This window comes from Curtobacterium sp. MCPF17_003 (genome assembly GCF_003224385.1).
Taxonomy (GTDB): Bacteria; Actinomycetota; Actinomycetes; order Actinomycetales; family Microbacteriaceae; genus Curtobacterium; species Curtobacterium flaccumfaciens.
In genome coordinates this window covers 53,667-74,446 of the sequence record NZ_QKLC01000002.1, presented here as the reverse complement: position 1 = coordinate 74,446, position 20,780 = coordinate 53,667, and the positions used below count along the sequence as shown (strand labels likewise).

20 protein-coding genes are annotated in these 20,780 nt (G+C 70.6%); 17 read left to right on the top strand and 3 right to left on the bottom strand.

Annotated features, from left to right (window positions below; genetic code table 11):
* Positions 1–14: 14 nt before the first annotated feature.
* The 12 genes from DEJ30_RS03015 to rbfA all read left to right on the top strand — a co-directional run bounded on the left by DEJ30_RS03015 (position 15) and on the right by rbfA (position 14,253).
* Positions 15–524 (top strand): OsmC family protein, encoded by a 510-nt coding sequence (locus tag DEJ30_RS03015; protein ID WP_110858998.1) that lies wholly within the window; start codon positions 15–17, stop codon positions 522–524.
* 6 nt (positions 525–530) lie between these two features.
* Positions 531–1,502: an FKBP-type peptidyl-prolyl cis-trans isomerase gene (locus DEJ30_RS03010; RefSeq protein WP_110858997.1), complete on the top strand. Its 972-nt coding sequence runs from the start codon at positions 531–533 to the stop codon at positions 1,500–1,502.
* A gap of 2 nt (positions 1,503–1,504) precedes the next feature.
* The gene (gene dxr, locus DEJ30_RS03005; RefSeq protein WP_110858996.1) at positions 1,505–2,617 is read left to right on the top strand and encodes a 1-deoxy-D-xylulose-5-phosphate reductoisomerase; all 1,113 of its coding nucleotides are present in this window, start codon (positions 1,505–1,507) and stop codon (positions 2,615–2,617) included.
* A 124-nt stretch (positions 2,618–2,741) separates the two neighbouring features.
* The gene (locus tag DEJ30_RS03000) at positions 2,742–4,076 is read left to right on the top strand and encodes an RIP metalloprotease (protein ID WP_181419979.1); all 1,335 of its coding nucleotides are present in this window, start codon (positions 2,742–2,744) and stop codon (positions 4,074–4,076) included.
* Between the two features lie 26 nt (positions 4,077–4,102).
* The gene (locus tag DEJ30_RS02995) at positions 4,103–5,581 is read left to right on the top strand and encodes a cytosine permease (protein WP_110858994.1); all 1,479 of its coding nucleotides are present in this window, start codon (positions 4,103–4,105) and stop codon (positions 5,579–5,581) included.
* Complete coding sequence (locus DEJ30_RS02990; protein ID WP_110858993.1) at positions 5,578–6,138, top strand: cysteine hydrolase family protein; 561 nt, start codon at positions 5,578–5,580, stop codon at positions 6,136–6,138. Before DEJ30_RS02995 ends, DEJ30_RS02990 begins: the two co-directional genes overlap by 4 nt.
* A 56-nt stretch (positions 6,139–6,194) precedes the next feature.
* Positions 6,195–7,349 carry a flavodoxin-dependent (E)-4-hydroxy-3-methylbut-2-enyl-diphosphate synthase gene (ispG, locus tag DEJ30_RS02985; RefSeq protein WP_181419978.1) on the top strand — a complete coding sequence of 385 codons (1,155 nt, stop codon included), beginning with the start codon at positions 6,195–6,197 and terminating at the stop codon, positions 7,347–7,349.
* Positions 7,350–7,472: 123 nt separating this feature from the next.
* Positions 7,473–9,224, top strand: a complete 1,752-nt coding sequence (locus DEJ30_RS02980) for a proline--tRNA ligase (protein WP_110858991.1) — start codon at positions 7,473–7,475, stop codon at positions 9,222–9,224.
* Positions 9,225–9,367: 143 nt separating this feature from the next.
* Complete coding sequence (gene nusA, locus DEJ30_RS02975) at positions 9,368–10,363, top strand: transcription termination factor NusA (RefSeq protein ID WP_027465762.1); 996 nt, start codon at positions 9,368–9,370, stop codon at positions 10,361–10,363.
* A gap of 68 nt (positions 10,364–10,431) precedes the next feature.
* Entirely contained in the window at positions 10,432–10,743 is a 312-nt protein-coding gene (locus tag DEJ30_RS02970) for a YlxR family protein (RefSeq protein ID WP_031259737.1), read from the top strand.
* Between the two features lie 74 nt (positions 10,744–10,817).
* A complete protein-coding gene (gene infB, locus DEJ30_RS02965; RefSeq protein WP_110858990.1) occupies positions 10,818–13,667 on the top strand; it encodes a translation initiation factor IF-2 in 2,850 nt (949 codons plus the stop codon).
* Positions 13,668–13,779: 112 nt separating this feature from the next.
* Positions 13,780–14,253 (top strand): 30S ribosome-binding factor RbfA, encoded by a 474-nt coding sequence (gene rbfA / locus DEJ30_RS02960; protein ID WP_110858989.1) that lies wholly within the window; start codon positions 13,780–13,782, stop codon positions 14,251–14,253.
* Here the strand turns inward: rbfA and DEJ30_RS02955 are convergent.
* On the bottom strand, positions 14,250–15,176 hold the full coding sequence (locus DEJ30_RS02955) for an A/G-specific adenine glycosylase (protein ID WP_375231863.1): 927 nt from the start codon (positions 15,174–15,176) through the stop codon (positions 14,250–14,252). The genes rbfA and DEJ30_RS02955 overlap by 4 nt on opposite strands.
* A 52-nt stretch (positions 15,177–15,228) precedes the next feature.
* Here DEJ30_RS02955 and DEJ30_RS02950 point away from each other — a divergent pair, with 52 nt between their 5' ends.
* The 5 genes from DEJ30_RS02950 to DEJ30_RS02930 are packed head-to-tail and all read left to right on the top strand — an operon-like array spanning position 15,229 to position 18,494.
* A complete protein-coding gene (locus tag DEJ30_RS02950; protein ID WP_111123646.1) occupies positions 15,229–15,675 on the top strand; it encodes a hypothetical protein in 447 nt (148 codons plus the stop codon).
* A 22-nt stretch (positions 15,676–15,697) separates the two neighbouring features.
* Positions 15,698–16,660, top strand: coding sequence for a tRNA pseudouridine(55) synthase TruB (gene truB, locus DEJ30_RS02945; RefSeq protein WP_110858987.1), 963 nt, complete (start codon positions 15,698–15,700; stop codon positions 16,658–16,660).
* Positions 16,657–17,022 (top strand): hypothetical protein, encoded by a 366-nt coding sequence (locus tag DEJ30_RS02940; protein WP_110858986.1) that lies wholly within the window; start codon positions 16,657–16,659, stop codon positions 17,020–17,022. The genes truB and DEJ30_RS02940 overlap by 4 nt, the downstream gene beginning before the upstream one ends.
* Positions 17,023–17,067: 45 nt before the next feature.
* Positions 17,068–17,523, top strand: coding sequence for a hypothetical protein (locus tag DEJ30_RS02935; protein WP_110858985.1), 456 nt, complete (start codon positions 17,068–17,070; stop codon positions 17,521–17,523).
* Between the two features lie 8 nt (positions 17,524–17,531).
* Positions 17,532–18,494, top strand: coding sequence for a bifunctional riboflavin kinase/FAD synthetase (locus tag DEJ30_RS02930; protein WP_110858984.1), 963 nt, complete (start codon positions 17,532–17,534; stop codon positions 18,492–18,494).
* A gap of 118 nt (positions 18,495–18,612) precedes the next feature.
* Here the strand turns inward: DEJ30_RS02930 and DEJ30_RS02925 are convergent, their stop codons facing one another.
* Positions 18,613–19,845: a DUF349 domain-containing protein gene (locus tag DEJ30_RS02925; protein WP_027465754.1), complete on the bottom strand. Its 1,233-nt coding sequence runs from the start codon at positions 19,843–19,845 to the stop codon at positions 18,613–18,615.
* Positions 19,846–19,958: 113 nt separating this feature from the next.
* Positions 19,959–20,771 carry a peptidylprolyl isomerase gene (locus DEJ30_RS02920; RefSeq protein WP_110858983.1) on the bottom strand — a complete coding sequence of 271 codons (813 nt, stop codon included), beginning with the start codon at positions 20,769–20,771 and terminating at the stop codon, positions 19,959–19,961.
* Positions 20,772–20,780: the final 9 nt, after the last annotated feature.

Sequence of the window (20,780 nt, the reverse complement as noted above, 5' to 3'; positions counted from 1 at the left end):
GAAGGGGCGCACCCGTGCACGACCACTCCTACGAGGTCTCCGTCAGCTGGACCGGCGACCGCGGGACCGGCACGTCCGGGTACCGCGACTACGGCCGCGAACACGTGGTCTCGGCGACGGGCAAACCCGACGTCCCCGGCTCCGCCGACCCGACGTTCCGCGGGGACCGTGACCGCTGGAACCCCGAGGAGATGGTGCTCGCGGCGCTCGCCCAGTGCCACATGCTCAGCTACCTGCACGTCGCGGTCACGAAGGGCTTCACCGTCGTGGACTACCAGGACACCGCGACCGCGTCGCTCCGCCTGAACCGTGACGGTTCGGGTGAACTGACCGAGGCGACCCTGCACCCGGTCGTCACGATCCTCGAGGCCGACCGCGTCGAGGACGCCGAAGCCGCACACGTCACCGCCAACCAGCTCTGCTTCATCGCGCGGTCCGTGGCGTTCCCGGTGCACCACGAGCCGCAGCTGGTCGTCCGACCTGCGTCATTGGCAGGGGACTCTTCGACTGGTGGGGCAGACTAGGTCCTCGTGAAGCGTCTCCGCCTGCTCCCGATCGCCATCGTCCCCGCCGTCGTGCTGGGACTCGCCGCCTGCTCCGGCTCCGGCTCGGACGGGTCCTCGGCCTCGCCGACCCCGTCGGCCAGTGCCACGGCCTCGGCGATCACCTCCTGCCCCGACCCGGGGAAGTCCTCCGACGCCGTCGAGGCGACCGGGTCGTTCGGTGGCACGAAGGCCCCGACGGTGAAGTTCGCCTCGGGCCTGTCCGCGAAGACGCCGCAGGCCACCCGGCTCGTGAAGGGGAAGGGCGCGGCGCTCGACGAGGGCGACTACGCGCAGGTGTCCTACAGCGTGTACGAGACGTCGGACGCCAAGAAGCTCGGCACCGTCGGCTTCGACGAGGGCAACCCGCAGGTCCTGTCCGTCGGCGGGTCGGGCTTCGGCGCGCTCCTCGCCTGCTCGAAGGTGGGCGACCGGATTGCCGCGGTCGGACAGTCCTCCGCACTCGGTTTCAACACCGGCGGCGAGATCGTCGTGGTCGCGGACGTCGTCGCGCAGACGCCGACCAAGGCGACCGGCACCCCGCGGGACCAGGACCCGGCCCTGCCCACGGTCGAGGACAAGGCCTCGGGTGAGCCGGAGATCACGGTCCCCGACGGCGTGAAGGCGCCCACGAAGACCACGGTCGAGGTGCTGAAGCAGGGCGACGGCACCGAGATCGCCGACGGCGACACCGCACTCGTGCAGTACAAGGGCGTCGTCTACGACACCGGCAAGGAGTTCGACTCCTCGTGGTCGAAGGGCGTCCCCACCACCTTCACCGTGTCGGAGAGCGCACTCATCAAGGGCTTCGTCACCGGGCTCGTCGGGCAGAAGGTCGGCTCACAGGTCCTGATCGTCGCCACGCCGGAGGACGCCTACGGCGCCAACCCGCAGGAGGGCTCGGGCATCCCGAAGAACGCCACGCTCGTCTTCGTGGTCGACATCCTCGCCAAGGGCTGACCGTGACGGACGGCCGCCCCGGCAGCACCGGTCCGGATCGCAGACGCATCGTCGTCCTCGGCAGCACCGGCTCGATCGGCACCCAGGCGCTCGACGTCGTCGCCCGCAACCCCGACCGGTTCGAGGTCGTCGGCCTCACCGCCGGCAGCAACCGCGATCTCGTCGCCGAGCAGGCCGCCCGCTTCGGCGTGCGCGACACCGCGTTCGGAGCGGCCGACTCGGAGCGGCTCGTCCGGAGCGTCGAGGCCGACGTCGTGCTCAACGGCATCACCGGTTCGGTCGGGCTCGGTCCGACGCTGGCCGCACTCGAGAGCGGTGCCACACTCGCCCTCGCGAACAAGGAGAGCCTGATCGTCGGCGGCTCCCTCGTGCAGCAGGCCGCGGCGCCCGGTCAGATCGTGCCCGTCGACAGCGAGCACTCCGCGATCGCGCAAGCGCTCCGCGCCGGCGTCGACACCGAGGTGCAGCGGCTCGTCCTCACCGCGAGCGGGGGCCCGTTCCGCGGGCGCACCCGCGAGCAGCTCCGCGACGTCACCCCTGCCCAGGCGCTGGCGCACCCCACCTGGGACATGGGGCTCGTCGTCACGACGAACTCCGCCACCCTGGTGAACAAGGGGCTCGAGGTCATCGAGGCCCACCTGCTCTTCGACGTGCCGTACGACCGCATCGACGTCACCGTGCACGCGCAGTCGATCGTGCACTCGATGGTCGAGTTCGTCGACGGTTCCACCATCGCCCAGGCGTCGCCGCCGGACATGCGCCTGCCGATCGCGCTCGGCCTGGCCTGGCCGGACCGGGTGCCGGGTGTCGGCGTGCCGCTCGACTGGACGACCGCGAGCACGTGGACGTTCGAGCCCCTCGACCAGGAGGCCTTCGGCGCCGTCGCCCTGGCGAAGCGGGTGGGCGAGCTGGGCGGGACGTTCCCGGCCGTGTTCAACGCCGCGAACGAGCAGGCCGTCGCCGCGTTCCACGCCGGCGCGATCGGTTTCCTGGACATCGTCGACACGGTCGAGCGCATCGTCGAGGAGCACACCGCGGGGGAGCCGTCACTCGACGGCGTGCTCGCGGCGGAGCAGTGGGCGCGCACCGCTGCGGACCGCGCGCTGACCCGCTGACGCGAGTCGCGCCTCCCGTCCGACGCGGAGGCGGCAGACCGCGGACGGCGACGGACGGGAGGCCCTGATCACCTCTCAGACGGCGCTCGGCTCCGTCATGGAATCAGTCCCGTACTCTTTCCCGGTGACCGTCGAATCCGTCCTGCTCTTCGTCCTCGGCGTGGTCGTCTTCATCATCGGCCTGCTGGTCTCGATCGGACTCCACGAGCTGGGGCACCTGTCCTTCGCGAAGCTCTTCAACGTCAAGGTGACGCAGTACTCACTGGGCTTCGGCAAGGCGATGTGGTCGTTCAAGCGGGGTGAGACCGAGTACGGGATCCGTCCGATCCTGCTCGGTGGGTACATCTCGATGGTCGGCATGCTCAAGCCGCGCGCCTCGGGCCGGGCGAACGCCATCACGAACACCGGCATGTACGGCGCGTTCGTGCAGGACGCCCGCCAGGCCAGCGCCGAGCAGATCGCGGACTCCGGTGGCGACGACTCCCGCGCCTTCTACCGCCTGACGCCGTGGAAGCGGATCATCGTGATGGTCGCTGGCCCGGCCATGAACCTGGTGATCGGCATCGTGCTGTTCGGTGTCCTGCTGTGCGGGTTCGGGGCGCCGACCACGACCTTCACGTCGAGCGTCGGGTGCGTGCTGCCGAACAGCCGGACGACCGAGTGCTCGCCCGGCGACGCCGTGTCGCCGGCGAAGCAGGCGGGCATCGAGTCCGGCGACGTCGTGCTCTCGGTGAACGGCGAGCAGGACCCCACGATCACCCGCGTCTCCGAGGTCTTCCAGGAGTCCGCCGGTGAGCAGGTCACCGTGGTGGTCGAGCGCGACGGCGCCCGCAAGACCCTCGAGATCACCCCGACGACCGCCACCCGCGACGTCTACGACGCCGAGGGCAAGGTCGTCGAGAACGACGACGGCACCACGAAGACCCAGCGCGTCGGCGTGGTCGGCGTGAGCATCGGGCAGTCCCTGGTGCGGCAGTCCCCGGCCGAGGTGCTGCCCGCGACCGGCGCCCAGATCGCGGCGTCGGCGCACCTGATCATCGACCTGCCGCAGCGCCTGGTCGCGGTGTGGAACGCCGCGTTCGGTGCCCAGGAGCGGTCGCAGGACAGCCCCGTGTCGGTGGTGGGCGTGGGCCGTGCGATCGGCGAGGTCTCGTCGATGAGCGGTGTCCCCGTGGTCGACAAGGCGTACACGATCCTCGGGCTGCTGGCCTCGCTCAACATCGGCCTGTTCGTGCTGAACATGGTGCCGCTGCTGCCCCTCGACGGCGGACACATCGCGGGTGCGCTCTGGGAAGCGATCAAGCGACGCTCGTTCAAGCTCGTCGGCAAGGCGGACCCGGGGCCCATCGACCTGGCGAAGACGATGCCGCTGACGATGGTGGTCGTGGTGCTGCTGGCGGGCATGAGCGCCCTGCTCATCTACGCCGACATCGTTCGACCGGTGAACCTCTTCGGGTAGGGCTGCCGAGCCACTACGCTCAGCGCATGAGCACAGCCGCCACGAACCCGCCCGAGGTTCGCGCCGTCGAACGCCAGGGGCTCGACGTCATCGCCGAGTCCGACCGGAAGGGCACCCCGAGGGGGTTGTTCTGGCCGTGGTTCGCCGCCAACATCTCCGTCCTCGGCCTGAGCTACGGCTCCTTCGTCCTCGGCTTCGGCATCTCGCTGGCCCAGGCGACGATCGTCTCGGTCATCGGGGTGGTGTTCTCGTTCCTGCTGTGCGGCGTCGTCGCGATCGCCGGCAAACGCGGGTCCGCGCCGACGATGGTGCTGAGCCGCGCGGCCTTCGGGGTCCGTGGCAACCGCGTGCCGTCGTTCCTCAGCTGGGTCCTCACCGTCGGGTGGGAGACGTCGCTCGCCGCGCTGGCGGTCCTGGCGACCTCGACGGTGTTCACCGAGCTCGGCTGGGACGGCGGGGTGCTGACGAAGATCGTCGCGCTCGTCGTGGTCGCCGCACTGATCGTCGGAGCCGGCATCGCCGGGTTCGACGTCATCATGCGCCTGCAGACCGTGATCACCGTCGTCACCGCCGTGTTGACGGTTGTCTACATCGTGCTCGCCGCGCCGACGATCGACTTCGCAGCGCTCGGTGCCCTCCCGTCCGGCAGCGGGCAGAACGTCATCGGGGCGCTCGTCCTCGTGATGACCGGGTTCGGACTCGGCTGGGTGAACGCCGCCGCTGACTACTCGCGGTACCTGCCACGGAACGCCTCGACGGGCGGTGTCGTCGGCTGGACGACGTTCGGCGGTGCCCTCGCACCGGCAGTCCTCGTGGTGATCGGCGTGATGCTGGCGGGGTCGTCACCGGACCTGAACGACGCGATCGGAGCCGACCCGATCGGCGCGCTCACGACGGTGCTCCCCGTCTGGTTCCTCATCCCGTTCGCGATCGTGGCGATCCTCGGGCTCGTCGGGGGAGCCGTCCTCGACATCTACTCGTCGGGCCTCGCACTGCTGAGCGTCGGTGTGAAGATCTCGCGTCCGGCCGCCGCGGGTGTCGACGGCGTGATCATGGTCGCCGGTGCCGTCTACGTCGCCTTCTTCGCGCAGGACTTCATCTCGCCGTTCCAGGCCTTCCTCGTGACCCTCGGCGTCCCGATCGCCGCGTGGGCCGGGATCTTCGTCGCCGACGTCCTGCTCCGTCGACGCGCCTACGCCGAGGCCGAGCTCGACGACCGCCGCGGGCGCTACGGCGATGTCCGATGGCTGCCGATCGCGCTCGTCGTGCTCGGTACCGTGCTCGGGTGGGGCCTCGTGACGAACACCTACGGCGTCCCCGCCTGGCTCAACTGGCAGGGCTACCTGCTCGGCCCGTTCGGCCTCGGTGGCCGCGAGGGGCCGTGGGCGTACGCGAACCTCGGCGTCCTCGTCGCCCTGGTCGTCGGGTTCCTCGGCACGCTGCTGTTCGCGCGCGGGTCGATCCGCCGTCAGGAAGCACTCGGCACCCCGGATGGCCTGCGATGAGCGCTGCGATCCGCGACGACGCCTGGCTCGTCGTCATCGACATGCAGCAGGTCTTCACCGGCGAGAACCCGTGGGCCGCACCGCGGTACGACCACGCCGGCGCCGGCGTCGAGCGGCTCCTGCCGCGGTTCACGGGCCGCACGGTGTTCACCCGCTTCGTGGCACCGGCGCAGCCCGAGGGCGCGTGGGTGCCGTACTACCGCGACTGGCCCTTCGCACTGGTCCCGGACGCCGACCCGCTGTACGCGCTCACCGAGCCGTTCGCGTCGGCCGCCGCGGACCGGAACGACCCCGTCGTGACGGAGCCGACCTTCGGCAAGTGGGGGACGAGCCTCCAGGCCGTCGTCGGCGACCACCCGCACCTGGTGCTGACGGGGGTCTCGACCGACTGCTGCGTGCTGTCGACCGCGCTGGCGGCGGCCGACGCCGGTGCGACGGTGACCGTCGTGGCCGACGCGTGCGCCGGCGGGACCGACGAGGACCACGACCGTGCGCTCGCGGTGATGCGGCTCTACGCCCCGCTCATCACCGTCGTGGACTCGGTCGGGGACCTCTGAACGGACCCACGGGGACCGGACCCGGCACGGTCAGACCGAGCGCGTAGAGTGCTCACGTGCCCGCAGTCAACCTCGGTATGCCCAAGTCCCCCGAAACCCTCGCTCCGCGTCGCAGGTCGCGGCAGATCCGGGTCGGCAAGGTGCTCGTGGGCGGCGACGCCCCGGTGTCCGTGCAGTCGATGACCACGACGCAGACCACGAACATCAACGCGACGCTGCAGCAGATCGCCGAGCTCACGGCCTCGGGCTGCGACATCGTCCGGGTCGCCGTGCCCACCCAGGACGACGCCGACGCGCTGGCGATCATCGCGAAGAAGTCGCAGATCCCCGTGATCGCCGACATCCACTTCCAGCCGAAGTACGTCTTCCAGGCGATCGACGCCGGCTGTGCCGCCGTCCGCGTCAACCCGGGCAACATCCGCAAGTTCGACGACCAGGTCGGCGCGATCGCCAAGGCCGCCAAGGCCGCCGGCGTCTCGCTCCGCATCGGCGTGAACGCGGGGTCGCTCGAGCCGAGCCTGCTGCAGAAGTACGGCAAGGCCACCCCCGAGGCGCTCGTCGAGTCCGCCGTGTGGGAAGCCTCGCTGTTCGAGGAGCACGACTTCCACGACTTCAAGATCTCGGTCAAGCACAACGACCCGATCGTCATGGTCAAGGCCTACCGCCAGCTCGCCGCCGCCGGCGACTGGCCGCTGCATCTCGGCGTGACCGAGGCCGGCCCGGAGTTCCAGGGCACCATCAAGAGCGCCACCGCGTTCGGCATCCTGCTGGCCGAGGGCATCGGCGACACCATCCGCGTGTCGCTCTCCGCCCCGCCCGCGCAAGAGGTCAAGGTCGGCCTGCAGATCCTGCAGTCGCTCAACCTGCGGGAGCGCAAGCTCGAGATCGTCTCCTGCCCGAGCTGCGGTCGCGCGCAGGTCGACGTGTACCAGCTCGCGAACGACGTCACCAAGGGGCTCGAGGGCATGACCGTCCCGCTCCGAGTCGCCGTCATGGGCTGCGTCGTGAACGGCCCGGGCGAGGCACGCGAGGCCGACCTGGGCGTCGCCTCGGGCAACGGCAAGGGGCAGATCTTCGTCAAGGGCCAGGTCGTCAAGACCGTGCCCGAGGCCGAGATCGTCCAGACCCTGATCGACGAGGCGAACCGCATCGCGGACGAGATGGGTCCGGCCGCCGCCACGGGCACGCCCCAGGTCGTCACGACCGTCTAGCGCCGGTTCTCGCGCGGTGGGCGCCCGACGCGTCGTTCTCGCGCGTGGCGCGCGACGCGTCGTTCTCGCGCGTGGTGCGAGGGGCCGCACGCACCGGGCAGGCACCGCCACTAGGCTTGCCCCGTGGTCACACGGCTTTCGCATCTGTTCCTCCGTACGCTCCGCGACGACCCCTCCGACGCCGAGGTGACGAGCCACAAGCTGCTCGTCCGCGCCGGGTACGTCCGTCGCCAGTCCCCGGGGATCTTCGCCTGGCTGCCGCTCGGACTCCGCGTGCGCGCCAAGATCGAGGCGATCATCCGCGACGAGATGGTCGCCGCCGGTGCGCAGGAGGTCCTGCTGCCGGCGCTGCTGCCGCGCGAGCCGTACGAGGCGACGAACCGCTGGACCGAGTACGGCGACGGCATGTTCCGCCTGCAGGACCGCAAGGGCTCCGACTACCTGCTCGCGCCCACGCACGAGGAGATGTTCGCGCTCCTGGTGAAGGACCTGTACTCGTCCTACAAGGACCTGCCGGTGACGCTGTTCCAGATCCAGGACAAGTACCGCGACGAGGCCCGGCCCCGCGCCGGACTCCTGCGCGGCCGCGAGTTCACCATGAAGGACGCGTACTCGTTCGACCTCACCGACGAGGGCCTCGAGCGCAGCTACCAGGTCATGCGCGACGCGTACGAGAAGATCTTCGCCCGCCTCGGCCTCGACTACGTCATCGTCAAGGCCGACGCCGGCGCGATGGGCGGCTCCAAGTCCGAGGAGTTCCTGCACCCGATCGGCGTCGGCGAGGACACCTTCGTCCGCAGCGCCGGCGGCTACGCGGCCAACGTCGAGGCCTACGTCACCCCCGTCCCCGAGTCGCTGCCGATCGAGGGCCAGCCCGAGCCCGTGCTGCTGCCGGCATCGGACACCCCGACGATCGACACGCTCGTCGCCCACGCGAACCAGGTCGCGCCGCGCGATGGTGCTCCGTGGACCGCGGCCGACACGCTGAAGAACGTCGTCCTCGCGCTCACCCACCTCGACGGCACGCGCGAGGTCGTGGTCGTCGGCCTGCCCGGTGACCGCGACGTCGACCTGAAGCGCGCCGAGGTGTCGTTCGCCCCGGCCGAGGTCGAGGCCGCCGGCGACGACGACTTCAAGAAGCACCGGGGCCTGGTGAAGGGCTACATCGGCCCGCAGGTCCTCGGAGCCGACAGCGCCACCGGCATCCGCTACTTCGTCGACCCCCGTGTGGTCGACGGCACGAGCTGGATCACCGGCGCCAACGAGCGCGGCGTGCACGTCTCCGGCCTCGTCGCCGGCCGCGACTTCGTGGCCGACGGTGTCGTCGAGGTCTCCGACGTCCGCGCCGGTGACCCGTCCCCGGACGGCTCCGGCCCGCTCGAGACCGCTCGCGGCATGGAGATCGGGCACGTGTTCCAGCTCGGTCGGAAGTACGCCGAGGCGCTCGGTCTCAAGGTGCAGGACGAGAACGGCAAGCTCGCCACGGTCACGATGGGCTCGTACGGCATCGGCGTGACCCGCATCCTCGCGATCCTGGCCGAGTCCCACAACGACGAGAAGGGCCTGGTCTGGCCGAAGAACGTCGCGCCGTTCGACGTGCACATCGTCGCCACCGGACGTGACCAGGTCGCCTACGACCTGGCGGCCTCCGTCGTCGCCGAGCTCGAGGGCGAGCGGTTCGACGTGCTGTACGACGACCGCCCGAAGGTGTCGCCCGGCGTGAAGCTCCGCGATGCCGAGCTGCTCGGCATGCCGATCGTCGTCGTCGCCGGCCGCGGCGCCGCCGAGGGCGTCGTCGAGCTGTGGGACCGCGCGACCGGCGACCGCCGCGACGTGCCGGTGGCCGACCTGCTCGACGCGGTCCGGGCGATCTAGACGCGACCCCTGACGGACAGGAGGCCCGTGGCGACGCCGCCACGGGCCTCCTGTCCGTCTCCTGGTTCTGGGGTAGGCTTGTGGCCGACTTCTGCGCAGTTCCACCCCGCAGGAGCGACTCATCTGAATACGGAGGCACCTCGGTGAAGATCGATCTCGCAGTCCTGCGACTCATGGAGCGCGAGCGGGAGATCCCGTTCGACGAGCTCGTCCAGATCATCGAATCTGCCATCCTGACCGCCTACCAGAAGCACGCCGACGAGAACGGCGAGCCGGCCCACGCGCAGTCGCGTGTGGAGCTCGACCGCAAGTCCGGCGAGGTCAGCGTCTACGTCCCCGAGCTCGACGACGAGGGCACCGTCATCGGTGAAGCCGTCGACCAGCCGAGTGACTTCGGACGCATCGCGGCCTTCGCGGCGAAGCAGGTCATCAACCAGCGCCTGCGCGACATCGGCGACGACAAGATCCTCGGCGAGTTCCGCGGCAAGGAAGGCGACATCGTCGCGGGCGTGGTCCAGCAGGGCCCGAACCCGAAGATGGTGCACGTCGACCTCGGGACGATCGAGGCGATCCTGCCGCCCGAGGAGCAGGTGCCGGGGGAGTCCTACACGCACGGCTCCCGCATCCGCGTCTACGTGACGAGCGTGGCCCGTGGCAACAAGGGCCCGCAGATCATCGTCTCGCGCACGCACCCGGGCCTCGTCCGGAAGCTCTTCGCGCTCGAGGTCCCGGAGATCGCGTCCGGTGTCGTCGAGATCACCTCGCTCGCCCGCGAGGCCGGGCACCGCACGAAGATCGCCGTCAAGGCGAACGAGCCCGGTGTGAACGCGAAGGGTGCCTGCATCGGCGAGCTCGGCGCACGTGTCCGCGCCGTCACGAACGAGCTCGGTGCCGAGAAGATCGACATCGTCGACTACTCGTCCGACCTGGCGTCGTTCGTCGCGAGCGCCCTGTCGCCGGCCAAGGTGACGAGTGCGTTCGTGCTCGACGCCTCGACGAAGGCCGTCCGCGCGCTCGTGCCGGACTACCAGCTGTCGCTCGCGATCGGCAAGGAAGGGCAGAACGCCCGCCTCGCCGCGAAGCTCACCGGTGCCCGCATCGACATCCAGCCGGACTCCATCCTGGACGGCGAGGACTAGGACGATTTCGCTCCCGGCGCGCCCTGCGAGGGCGCGCCGGATCGCGCACGTCCGAGGCAAGGAGTAGAGTGGTTCCCGTCAGAACGTGCATCGGCAGTCGTCGTCGCGCTTCCCGATCCTCCCTCCTCCGAGTCGTCGCCCTGAGCGACGGCCGTGTCGTGGCGGATCCGAAGGCAGTCATGCCGGGGCGGGGAGCGTGGCTCACACCGACCGTCGATGCCTACGATCTGGCCGTCAAGCGCAGGGCTTTCCGCCGTGCGCTCCGGTTGGATCGCGATCCCGACACGTCCGCGGTGCTCGACCACATCGTCGGTCTCCCACAGGAACCGGCCGAGCGCCCGGACATGACAGAACAGGCTGAACGGCTTATGGACAACTGATGAGCGGCTCGAAATGAGACCCGTCATCCATTGAGTCCTGCCCCTTCACGGGGTGGGACCCGTGAAGGAGAACAGTGGCTAAACCACGCGTACACGAGATCGCAAGCGAACTCGGCGTCGACAGCAAGACCGCACTCGAGAAGCTCAAGGAGCTCGGCGAGTTCGTCCGGGGTGCCAGCTCGAGCATCGAGCCCCCCGTGGCACGGAAGCTCCGTGCCGCCCTCCAGGCAGACGGCGCCCCCGCGGCGAAGCCCGCCGCCTCGGCCTCCGCGCCGAGCGCACCCGCCAAGGCAAGCGCGCCGAAGTCGAGTGCACCGAAGCCCGGCGGCCCCCGTCCGGGCCCGGCTCGTCCGGCACCGGCTCCCGAGCCCGAGGCCCCGGCAGCACCCGCTGCCGACGTGCCCGCACCGGCCGCACCGAAGTCCGTCGCCCAGCGACAGGCCGAGGCCGAGGCCGCGCAGAAGGCCCGCGCCGAGAAGCAGGCCGCTGAGAAGCAGGCCGCCGAGGCAGGCGGGTCGACCGACGCAGCGCCGAAGTCCGACGCCGTGAAGCCGGGCACCAGCCCGAAGGCTCCCGCGGCCGCCGGTCCGAAGCCGGGTGGCCCCAAGCCCGGTGCACGTCCGGGCAACAACCCGTACTCGTCGAACCAGGGCATGGGCTCGCGCCCGCCGCGCCCCGGCAACAACCCGTACTCGTCCAACCAGGGCATGGGCCAGCGCCCGGCCGCCGGCGCAGCCGGTGGCGGTGGCATCCCGCGTCCGCAGCCCCCGCGTCCGGGCACGCCCCGTCCGGGTGCTCCGCGTCCCGGTGGTCCCGGTCAGGGCAACCGTCCCAACGGCTTCGGGCAGCGCCCGGGCCAGGGTGGTGGCCGTGGCGGCCCCGGTGCCCGTCCGGGTGCCGGCGGCGGTGCCGGTGGCGGCTTCCCGCGTCCGGCCTTCAGCGGCCCGCGTCCCGCCGGTGGCGGTGGCCGTGGTCGTGGCCCCGGTGGTGGTACCGCCGGTGCGTTCGGTCGCGGTGGCGGCAAGAGCCGTGCCCGCAAGTCGAAGCGGACGAAGCGCGCCGAGTATGAGATGCGTCAGGCACCGTCGCTCGGCGGTGTGCAGGTCCCTCGCGGCGACGGCAACACGGTCGTCCGACTCCGTCGTGGTGCGAGCATCTCGGACTTCGCGGACAAGATCGACGCCATGCCCGGCAACCTCGTGACGGTGCTGTTCCACCTCGGTGAGATGGCGACCGCGACCGAGTCGCTGGACGAGGCCACGTTCGAGGTCCTCGGTGACGAGCTGGGCTACAAGATCCAGATCGTCTCGCCCGAGGACGAGGACAAGGAGCTCCTCGAGGGCTTCGACATCGACCTCGACGCAGAACTCGAGGACGAAGACGACGACGTGCTGCAGCAGCGGCCGCCGGTGGTCACCGTCATGGGTCACGTCGACCACGGCAAGACCCGCCTCCTCGACGCGATCCGCAACTCGAAGGTCGTCGAGGGCGAGGCCGGTGGCATCACCCAGCACATCGGTGCGTACCAGATCGTCGCCCAGCACGAGGGCATCGACCGCCCGATCACCTTCATCGACACCCCGGGTCACGAGGCCTTCACGGCCATGCGTGCCCGCGGTGCGCAGGTGACGGACATCGCGATCCTCGTGGTCGCGGCGGACGACGGCATCATGCCCCAGACCATCGAGGCGTTGAACCACGCGCAGTCGGCCGGTGTGCCGATCGTCGTCGCGGTCAACAAGATCGACAAGGAAGGCGCGAACCCCGCCAAGGTCCGCCAGCAGCTCACCGAGTACAACCTGGTGGCCGAGGAGTACGGCGGCGACGTCATGTTCGTCGACGTGTCGGCGCGGCAGAACATCGGCATCCAGGAGCTCCTGGACGCCGTGCTGCTCACCGCGGACGCCGGTCTCGACCTGCGTGCGAACCCCGACAAGGACGCCCGTGGTGTCGCGATCGAGGCCCGGCTCGACAAGGGTCGCGGTGCAGTCGCCACGGTCCTCATCCAGTCCGGCACGCTCCACGTCGGTGACGCCATCGTGGCGGGCACGGCCTACGGCCGAGTCCGTGCGATGACGGACGAGAACGGGGTCGCGGTCAAGGCCGCGACGCCGAGCCGCCCGGTCCAGGTGCAGGGTCTGTCCTCGGTGCCCCGCGCCGGTGACACCTTCCTCGTCACCGAAGAGGACCGCACGGCTCGTCAGATCGCCGAGAAGCGAGAAGCCGCCGAGCGCAACGCCCTGCTGGCGAAGTCGCGCAAGCGCATCTCGCTCGAGGACTTCACCCGTGCTCTCGAAGAGGGCAAGGTCGAGTCGCTCAACCTCATCATCAAGGGTGACGTCTCCGGTGCCGTCGAGGCACTCGAGCAGTCGCTCCTGGACATCGAGGTCGACGACAGCGTCCAGCTCCGCATCCTGCACCGCGGTGTCGGTGCGATCACGGAGTCGGACATCGACCTCGCCACGATCGACAACGCCATCGTCATCGGCTTCAACGTCCGTCCGGACGTCAAGGCCCGTGAGCGTGCGGCGCGTGAAGGCATCGACGTGCGCTTCTACTCGGTCATCTACAACGCACTCGACGACATCGAGCAGTCCCTCAAGGGCATGCTCAAGCCCGAGTACGAAGAGGTCCAGTCGGGCGTCGCCGAGATCCGCGAGGTGTTCCGTTCCTCGAAGTTCGGCAACATCGCGGGTGTCATCGTCCGCTCCGGCACGATCACGCGCAACGCCAAGGCGCGCGTCATCCGCGAGGGTGTGGTGATCGCCGATGGCCTGGCCATCGAGTCGCTGCGTCGCTTCAAGGACGACGTGACCGAGGTCCGCACGGACTTCGAAGCCGGTATCGGTCTGGGCAAGTTCAACGACATCCAGATCGGCGACGAGGTCGAGACGACCGAACTCGTCGAGAAGCCGCGCGACTGATCGCGTGACTCCTCTGGGCCCCGGCCTCCCCGTGCGGGAGGCCGGGGCCCGACCCCTTTCCCACGCAGGACCACCGGCGGGAAGCGTCCCGCCACTGCCTCAGGAGGCACCAATGGCCGATCCGCAGCGCGCACGCAAGATGGCGGACCGCATCAAGGAAGTCGTCGCACGTCGACTCGACAAGGGTCTGCGGGACCCGCGACTCGGGTTCGTCACGATCACCGACGTCCGTGTGACCGGTGACCTGCAGCACGCGTCGATCTTCTACACCGTGTACGGCACCGACGAGGAGCGTGCGGACTCGGCCGCGGCGCTCAAGGCCGCGACCGGCATGCTCCGGTCCGAGGTCGGCAAGAACATCACCGCCCGGCTCACGCCGTCGCTCGAGTTCATCGCCGACGCCCTGCCCGAGACCTCGGCACACATGGAGGACCTGCTCGTGCAGGCCCAGGTGCGTGACGAGCAGGTGCGGGCAGCCTCGGTGGGCGCGACGTACGCCGGCGACGCCGACCCGTACAAGCGCGACGAGGACGACGAAGCCGACGACGCTGCCGAGACCGACGGCTCCACCGAGCCGCGTTCCTAGGTCCCGGGCAGCTGGTAGCCGCTCGCGTCGTCGCCGACGGCCAGTCCGTCACGCAGGAGCGACGCGAGCGCCCGGTCGCGCTGGTCGGCGTCCGGCCACACCGGTTCGATCTCGGACCGGGTGACCGGCACGTCGCTGGCGCGCAGCTCGGCCATGATCAGGCCGCGCACCTGGCGGTCACTGCCGGCGAACTTCGCCTGCCGCGGAACTCGCGGCCCGTCGTGCTCCGGGTACCCGGCCGCACGCCACACGCAGCGGTCCGCGATCGGGCACGCGTCGCACGCGGGGGAGCGGGACACGCACACGAGCGCGCCGAGCTCCATCACGGCGGCGTTCGTGGCGGCTGCGTCGTCGCGGTCCGCCGGCAGCACGGACTCCATCAGCGGGAGGTCCTGCTTCGCCTTCGCCGGGCCGGGTTCGCCCTGGCCGAGGACGGCACGTGCGAGCACGCGGCGCACGTTGACGTCCACGACCGGGTGCCGGTCGCCGTACGCGAAGACCGCGACGGCCCGCGCGGTGTAGTCGCCGATGCCCGGCAGCGCGAGCAGGGCGTCGACGTCGCGCGGCACGACGTTGCCGTGGTGGGTCGCGATGGCGGTCGCCGCCGCGTGCAGCGCGAGCGCGCGTCTCGGATAGCCGAGCCGGTCCCAGGCACGCACCGCCTCGGACGGCGGCGAGTCCGCGAGGTGGCGAGGCGTCGGCCACCGGGTGAGCCACGCCTCCAGACGGGGGATCACGCGCGCGACCTGCGTCTGCTGCAGCATGATCTCGCTGACGAGCGTCCCCCACGCGGGGAAGCCGGGGCGCCGCCACGGCAGGTCCCGCGCCTGCTGCCGGAACCACGCGATCAGCGGGGTCGCGATGTCGGGCCGTTCCGGCGTGGCCGGCTCCTGCACGCCGCGTCGCGCGGTCGGTTCGTCCACATCCGGTCTGGAGGCCCGACTCGCGTTCACCTCGACAGCCTACGGTGGACGCATGGCACGCTGGGCACCAGAAGAGACCGACACGATGGCTGCGATCGCTGCAGAGGCGATCGCGCAGGTCGGCACGAACCGCACCGTCATCGGCGTCGACGGGCAGGACGGCACCGACCTCGAACGGGTCGCGGCCGCGCTCGTCACCGGTTTCGAGCAGCACGGGGTCTCCGCGATGGCGGCAGCCGCGCCGTCCGCCGACCAGGACACGCTCCGGTCCGACCTGGTGACGCCGTTCCGCACGACCGGAGCCGGTGACGGTGTCCTGGTCGTGCACGGACGGGGCGTCCTGGCCCCGGGGGTGCGCACCCTGTGGCGCTGGTCGCTGTGGGTGGAGCAGGAGTCCGGCCGGCTCGAGCGCCGTGCCGACGTGAAGATCGCGGCCTCCGCCGTGCTCGACGTCACCGATCCCGAGCACCCCCGTCGCGAGTGGAACGACGCCTGCTGACCGGCGCTGGTAATCTCGCCTGGTGCTCGAAACCGCGCCGGACGGCATCCTCCTCGTCGACAAACCGCAGGGGATCTCCAGCCACCGGGTGGTCTCCATCGCCCGTCGGCGCCTCGGCCTGAAGAAGGTCGGCCACGCCGGGACCCTCGACCCCATGGCCACCGGGCTGCTGCTGCTCGGCATCGGGCCGTCCACCCGGTTGCTGACGCACCTGGTGGGCCTGGACAAGACCTACACGGCGACCATCCGGCTCGGTGTCTCGACGGACTCGGACGACGCCGACGGCACGCCGACCACTGCCGTCGGTGTGATCGCTGCCGACGTCTCGGACGACGCCGTCGAGACCGCCGTCGCAGCACAGCGGGGTGTGATCGACCAGGTCCCGTCCACGGTCAGCGCGATCAAGGTCGACGGGCGCCGTGCCTACGACCTGGCGCGCAAGGGCGAGGCGGTGGAGCTCAAGTCGCGCACGGTGACCGTCTCGCAGTTCGACGTGACGACGCGGAACGAGCGGACCGTCGCCGTCGACGGCACCGACGTCGCCGTGGTGGACCTCGACGTCGTCGTGACCTGCTCGTCGGGCACCTACGTCCGCGCGCTCGCGCGTGACGTCGGCGCTGCCCTCGGCACCGGAGCGCACCTCGTCGCGCTCCGGCGGACCCGCGTCGGACCGTTCGACGTGCAGGACGCGATCGACCTCGAGGACGACACCGTCGACGTCCGCGCCGCGCTCGCACGTCCGGCGGACATCGCCCGGCGGCTCTTCTCGTCCGTGACCCTCGACGCAGCCTCGGCGAAGGACCTCAGCGACGGCAAGCGCGTCGCGGCCGAGCACCCCGACTCGGACGGTCCGGTGGCAGCGGTCACCGCGTCCGACGACCGGCTGGTCGGCCTCGTCTCCGTCCGCCGTGGACTGCTCCGGGTCATCACGAACTTCCCGACGCCCGGTGCGTCGTCCTCCTCGCAGACCGGAGCCCGCGCGTGATCGAGTGGTACATGTGGGTGCAGCTGGTGCTCGCCGTGGTGGTGGGGCTCTTCGCGGTCGTCGTGGGGTTCATCGGCTGGAAGCCGAACGACTACACCGTCGGCGCCCTCGTGCTCATCGAACTGCTGCTCCTGGTGCAGGGCGTCATCTCGATCGTGCTGCCCGCGACGGGCAGTCCGCCCGACGGCAACGCGCTCGAGTTCGGGGTGTACGCCGTGTCGGTGCTGCTCGTCCCACCGGCCGCGGTCGTGTGGGCACTGGTCGACCGCACGAAGTGGAGCACCGTGGTGCTCGGCGCCGGGGCCTTCACCGTCGCGGTGATGGTCTACCGGATGTACCAGATCTGGTTCGCGCTGAACTGACGCCAGAGGTCATGCGCGGAGCCGCGCGTCGGTAGAATCGGTGCAATGGCGACCAGATCCTCACTCGCGACCGGCATCGGCCGCGTCCTCATCGCCGTGTACGGCATCCTCGCGCTGGCGGCGACCGGACGCAGCGTCGTGCAGATCATCGAGAAGTTCTCGTTCGCACCGTTCGCCTACACGCTCAGTGCCATCGCTGCCGTCGTCTACATCGTCGCGATGATCGCCCTCATCGTGCCCGGCCGGTTCTGGTACCGGGTCGCCTGCGTCACGATCGTGTTCGAGATGACCGGCGTGCTCGTCATCGGCACCCTGTCGCTGTTCGACCGCCAGTTGTTCCCCGACGACACCATCTGGTCGTACTACGGGATGGGCTACGCCTTCGCGCCGCTCGTGCTGCCGATCGCCGGGCTCTGGTGGCTCCGCAAGCACCACCGCACCGCGGTCACCGAGTCGTCGGCACCGGTTGCGTCCTCGTCCACCGCCCCGGCGAGCGAGTAGGAGCAGCCGTGCAGTTCTACGAGGACACCGCCGACGTGGCGGACGGGTTCGGGCCGAGTGCGGTCACCATCGGCAAGTTCGACGGCGTGCACGTCGGGCACCGTGCCGTCATCGCACACCTCGAGCGTGCCGCTCGCGAGCACGACCTCGTGGCCACCGTGGTCACGTTCGACCGCCACCCGCTCAACGTCATCGACCCGCCGCACGTCCCGCCGGCCCTGACGAGCACCGCGCAGCGCCGCGAACTGCTCGAGGATGCCGGGGTGGACGCCACCCTGCTGCTCCGGTTCGACCAGGAACTGCAGTCGAAGTCGCCCGAGGCGTTCGTGTCCGAGATCCTCGTCGACACCCTGCACGCCCGGCTCGTCTTCGTCGGCAGCGACTTCCGTTTCGGCGCGAAGGGCGCCGGCGACGTCGCGCTGCTGCGTGCCATGGGGGAGCAGCACGGGTTCACGGTCGAGCTCATCGACGACGTGGACCTGATCGACGACGTCCGACCCGACGGTGAGCGCCGGGTGTCCTCCACCTGGATCCGGGAGCTCCTGGGTCAGGGCCGTGTGGCCGAGGCCGCACGACTCCTCGGGCGGGAACACGCCGTGCGGAGCGTCGTGGTGCACGGCAACCAGCGCGGCCGGGCGATGGGGTACCCCACCGCGAACCTCGACCCGGCGTGCGAGGGCTTCGTCCCCGCCGACGGCGTCTACGCCGCCCGGGTGCTGCACGACGGCACCGTCTACCCGGCAGCGGTGTCGGTCGGCAACAACCCGACGTTCGAGGGCGTGCCGGCGAAGCAGATCGAGGCGCACCTGCTCGACGTCGACATCGACCTGTACGGCGATCGCATCTCGGTGCTCTTCGTGTCGTACGTGCGCGGCATGGTGAAGTTCTCGTCGATGGACGAGCTCGCCGCGCAGATGCGGCAGGACGACCTCGACATCCGGCTGCTGCTCGGACTGCCCGCGCCGGTCTGACCTGCTGAGCACGCTGGATCGGCCAGCACGCTGGTCCGGCTCGCCCGCTGGTTCCCCCGGCACGAACGACGCCCCCGTGACCGATCGGTCACGGGGGCGTCGTTCGTGGTGCGGAGGCTCAGCCGCCCAGGGCGTCGAGCCAGATCTTGCGGGCGTCGAGGGCTTCCTGCGCGTCCTTGATCTTCCGGGCGTCGCCGGTGGCCTGCGCCGCGGCGAGCTCGGACTGGAGCTTGCCGATCGCGTCTTCCAGCTGGCTCGCGAGGCCGTTCTGACGGGCCTTGCGCTCCGGGTTCGATTCCTTCCAGTGCGCGTCCTCGAGCCCACGCACGTGGTCCTCGACGGCACGCAGGCGGTCCTCGACCCGACGGACGTCACCGCGGGGGACCTTGCCGATCTCGTCCCACCGGCGCTGGATCCCGGTGAGGGTCTTGCGCGCGGCCACCCGGTCGGTCGCCTGCAGGAGCGGCTCGGCCTCGGTCAGCAGGGCCTGCTTCGCCTCGAGGTTGGCGGAGAACTCTTCGTTCTCAGCTGCGCTCTCGGCGTGGCGCTGCTCGAACAGCACGTCTCCGGCGGCCTTGAAGCGCGCCCAGAGTGCGTCGTCGTGGCGCTTGCCTGCACGCCCGGCGTTCTTCCAGTCGTCGAGGAGCTGGCGGTAGTCCGGGATCGCGTCGGAACCGCGGGGCGCGAGGGCCTCGGCCTGCGCCACGAGCTCCTGCTTGCGGGTCCGGGCGTCACGGTGCTGTGCGTCCAGCTCGGAGTAGAAGGCACGACGGTGCTGGTCAACGGTGGACCGCGCTGCGCGGAACCGCTTCCAGAGGTCGTTGGCCTCGTTCTTGGGGATGCGCGGGCCGTCGTGCTGGTGCTGCTGCCAGCGCGCGAACACGTCGTCGAGCTGCGCCGTGATCTGCTTCCACTGCGCGCGCGCCGGATCCACCGCGGCGAGTGCCTCGGCTTCCTCGACCAGGGCGGTGCGGTGCGCCAGGGCGTCCTGCAGCGCCTGCTGCGCCTGTTCCGCCTGCTCCTTGGTGAGCGAGCCGAGCTGCTCGGTGAGCGCGCCCACGCGGGTCTCGAGCGACTTGATGTCACCCACCACCCGCGCGTCGGCGACCAGAGCGGTCAGGTGCTCCACCGTCCGGGCGACGTCGTTCGCCGACGCACCGCGCTGGACGCGCTGCTCGGCGATCTTCACCTGCCCCTCGAGGTCGGCGTACTTCCGCGCGAAGTAGGCGAGGGCTTCTTCGGGGGTGGCGTCCGGGTACTCACCGACAGCACGTTCGGTCTCTTCGTACCGGACGTACACGGTCCCGTTCTCGTCGACCCGCCCCCAGGTCGTTGCTTCGTCAGATCCCACAGGTCTCGCCTCGATCGTGGTCGTGCATCGCCGACGTCACCGTCGGCACGGTCAGGTCGTCAGCCTATTGCACGGACGGGCTCCGCCGCCCGACCGGTGCGCCGGGTTGTGGACTACTTCTGCTCCGCGATGGTCGCGTCGGTGATCTTCGTCGCCACCTTCGGCTCGCCGGTGCCGTCGCCGCCGGGCGATGCGATGCCCTTCGCGGCGATCTTCGACTCGAGCTCGGACAGCCCGCTCGTGACCTTGCCGACGACCGTGTAGCCGCCCGTGGAGCCGTCGAGCGTGGTGTCCCCGTAGACGATGAAGAACTGCGTCGACTGCGAGTACGGGGAGTCCGACCGTGCGATGGCGATCGTGCCCTCCTCGTAGACGCCGTCCTCCGGCACGTTCTCGAGCGGGCCGTACTCGAAGCCGGCGTCACCGGTGCCGTCGCCGTTCGCGGAGCCGCACTGCAGGAACTTCAGCCCGTCGCTGTCGGCGAGCCGGTGGCAGGTGGTGCCGTTGTAGAACTGCTCACGGATCAACGAGATCTCGACGCTCGTGGCCTGCGGCGCCTTCGCGCCGTCCAGCTCGATGCCGAGGTCGATGTCCTCGTTGAGCGTGAGGGTGCCGGTCCAGGTCGTGCCCTTCGCGATCGACTTGCTCGGCACGTCGCCGGTGTTGCCGGCCGTGGCGCTGGCCGACGGCGTGGCCGTCGACGACGCGGAGGCGCTCGGGGCCTGGGCGTCCGATCCCCGCGATCCTGCGAAGGCGAGCTGCGACCCGGTGGCGAGGGCCGCGACGAGGACGAGGGCACCGGCGCCGATCAGGTTGTCCCGCACGCGGCGGCGTCGCTGCCGCTCGTGGAGGCCCTGGCGGGCCTGGTAGAGGCGGAGGCGCTCGCGCGCCTCACGGTTGTCACGCGCTGGGTTCTTCGGTGCCACGGTGCTGGT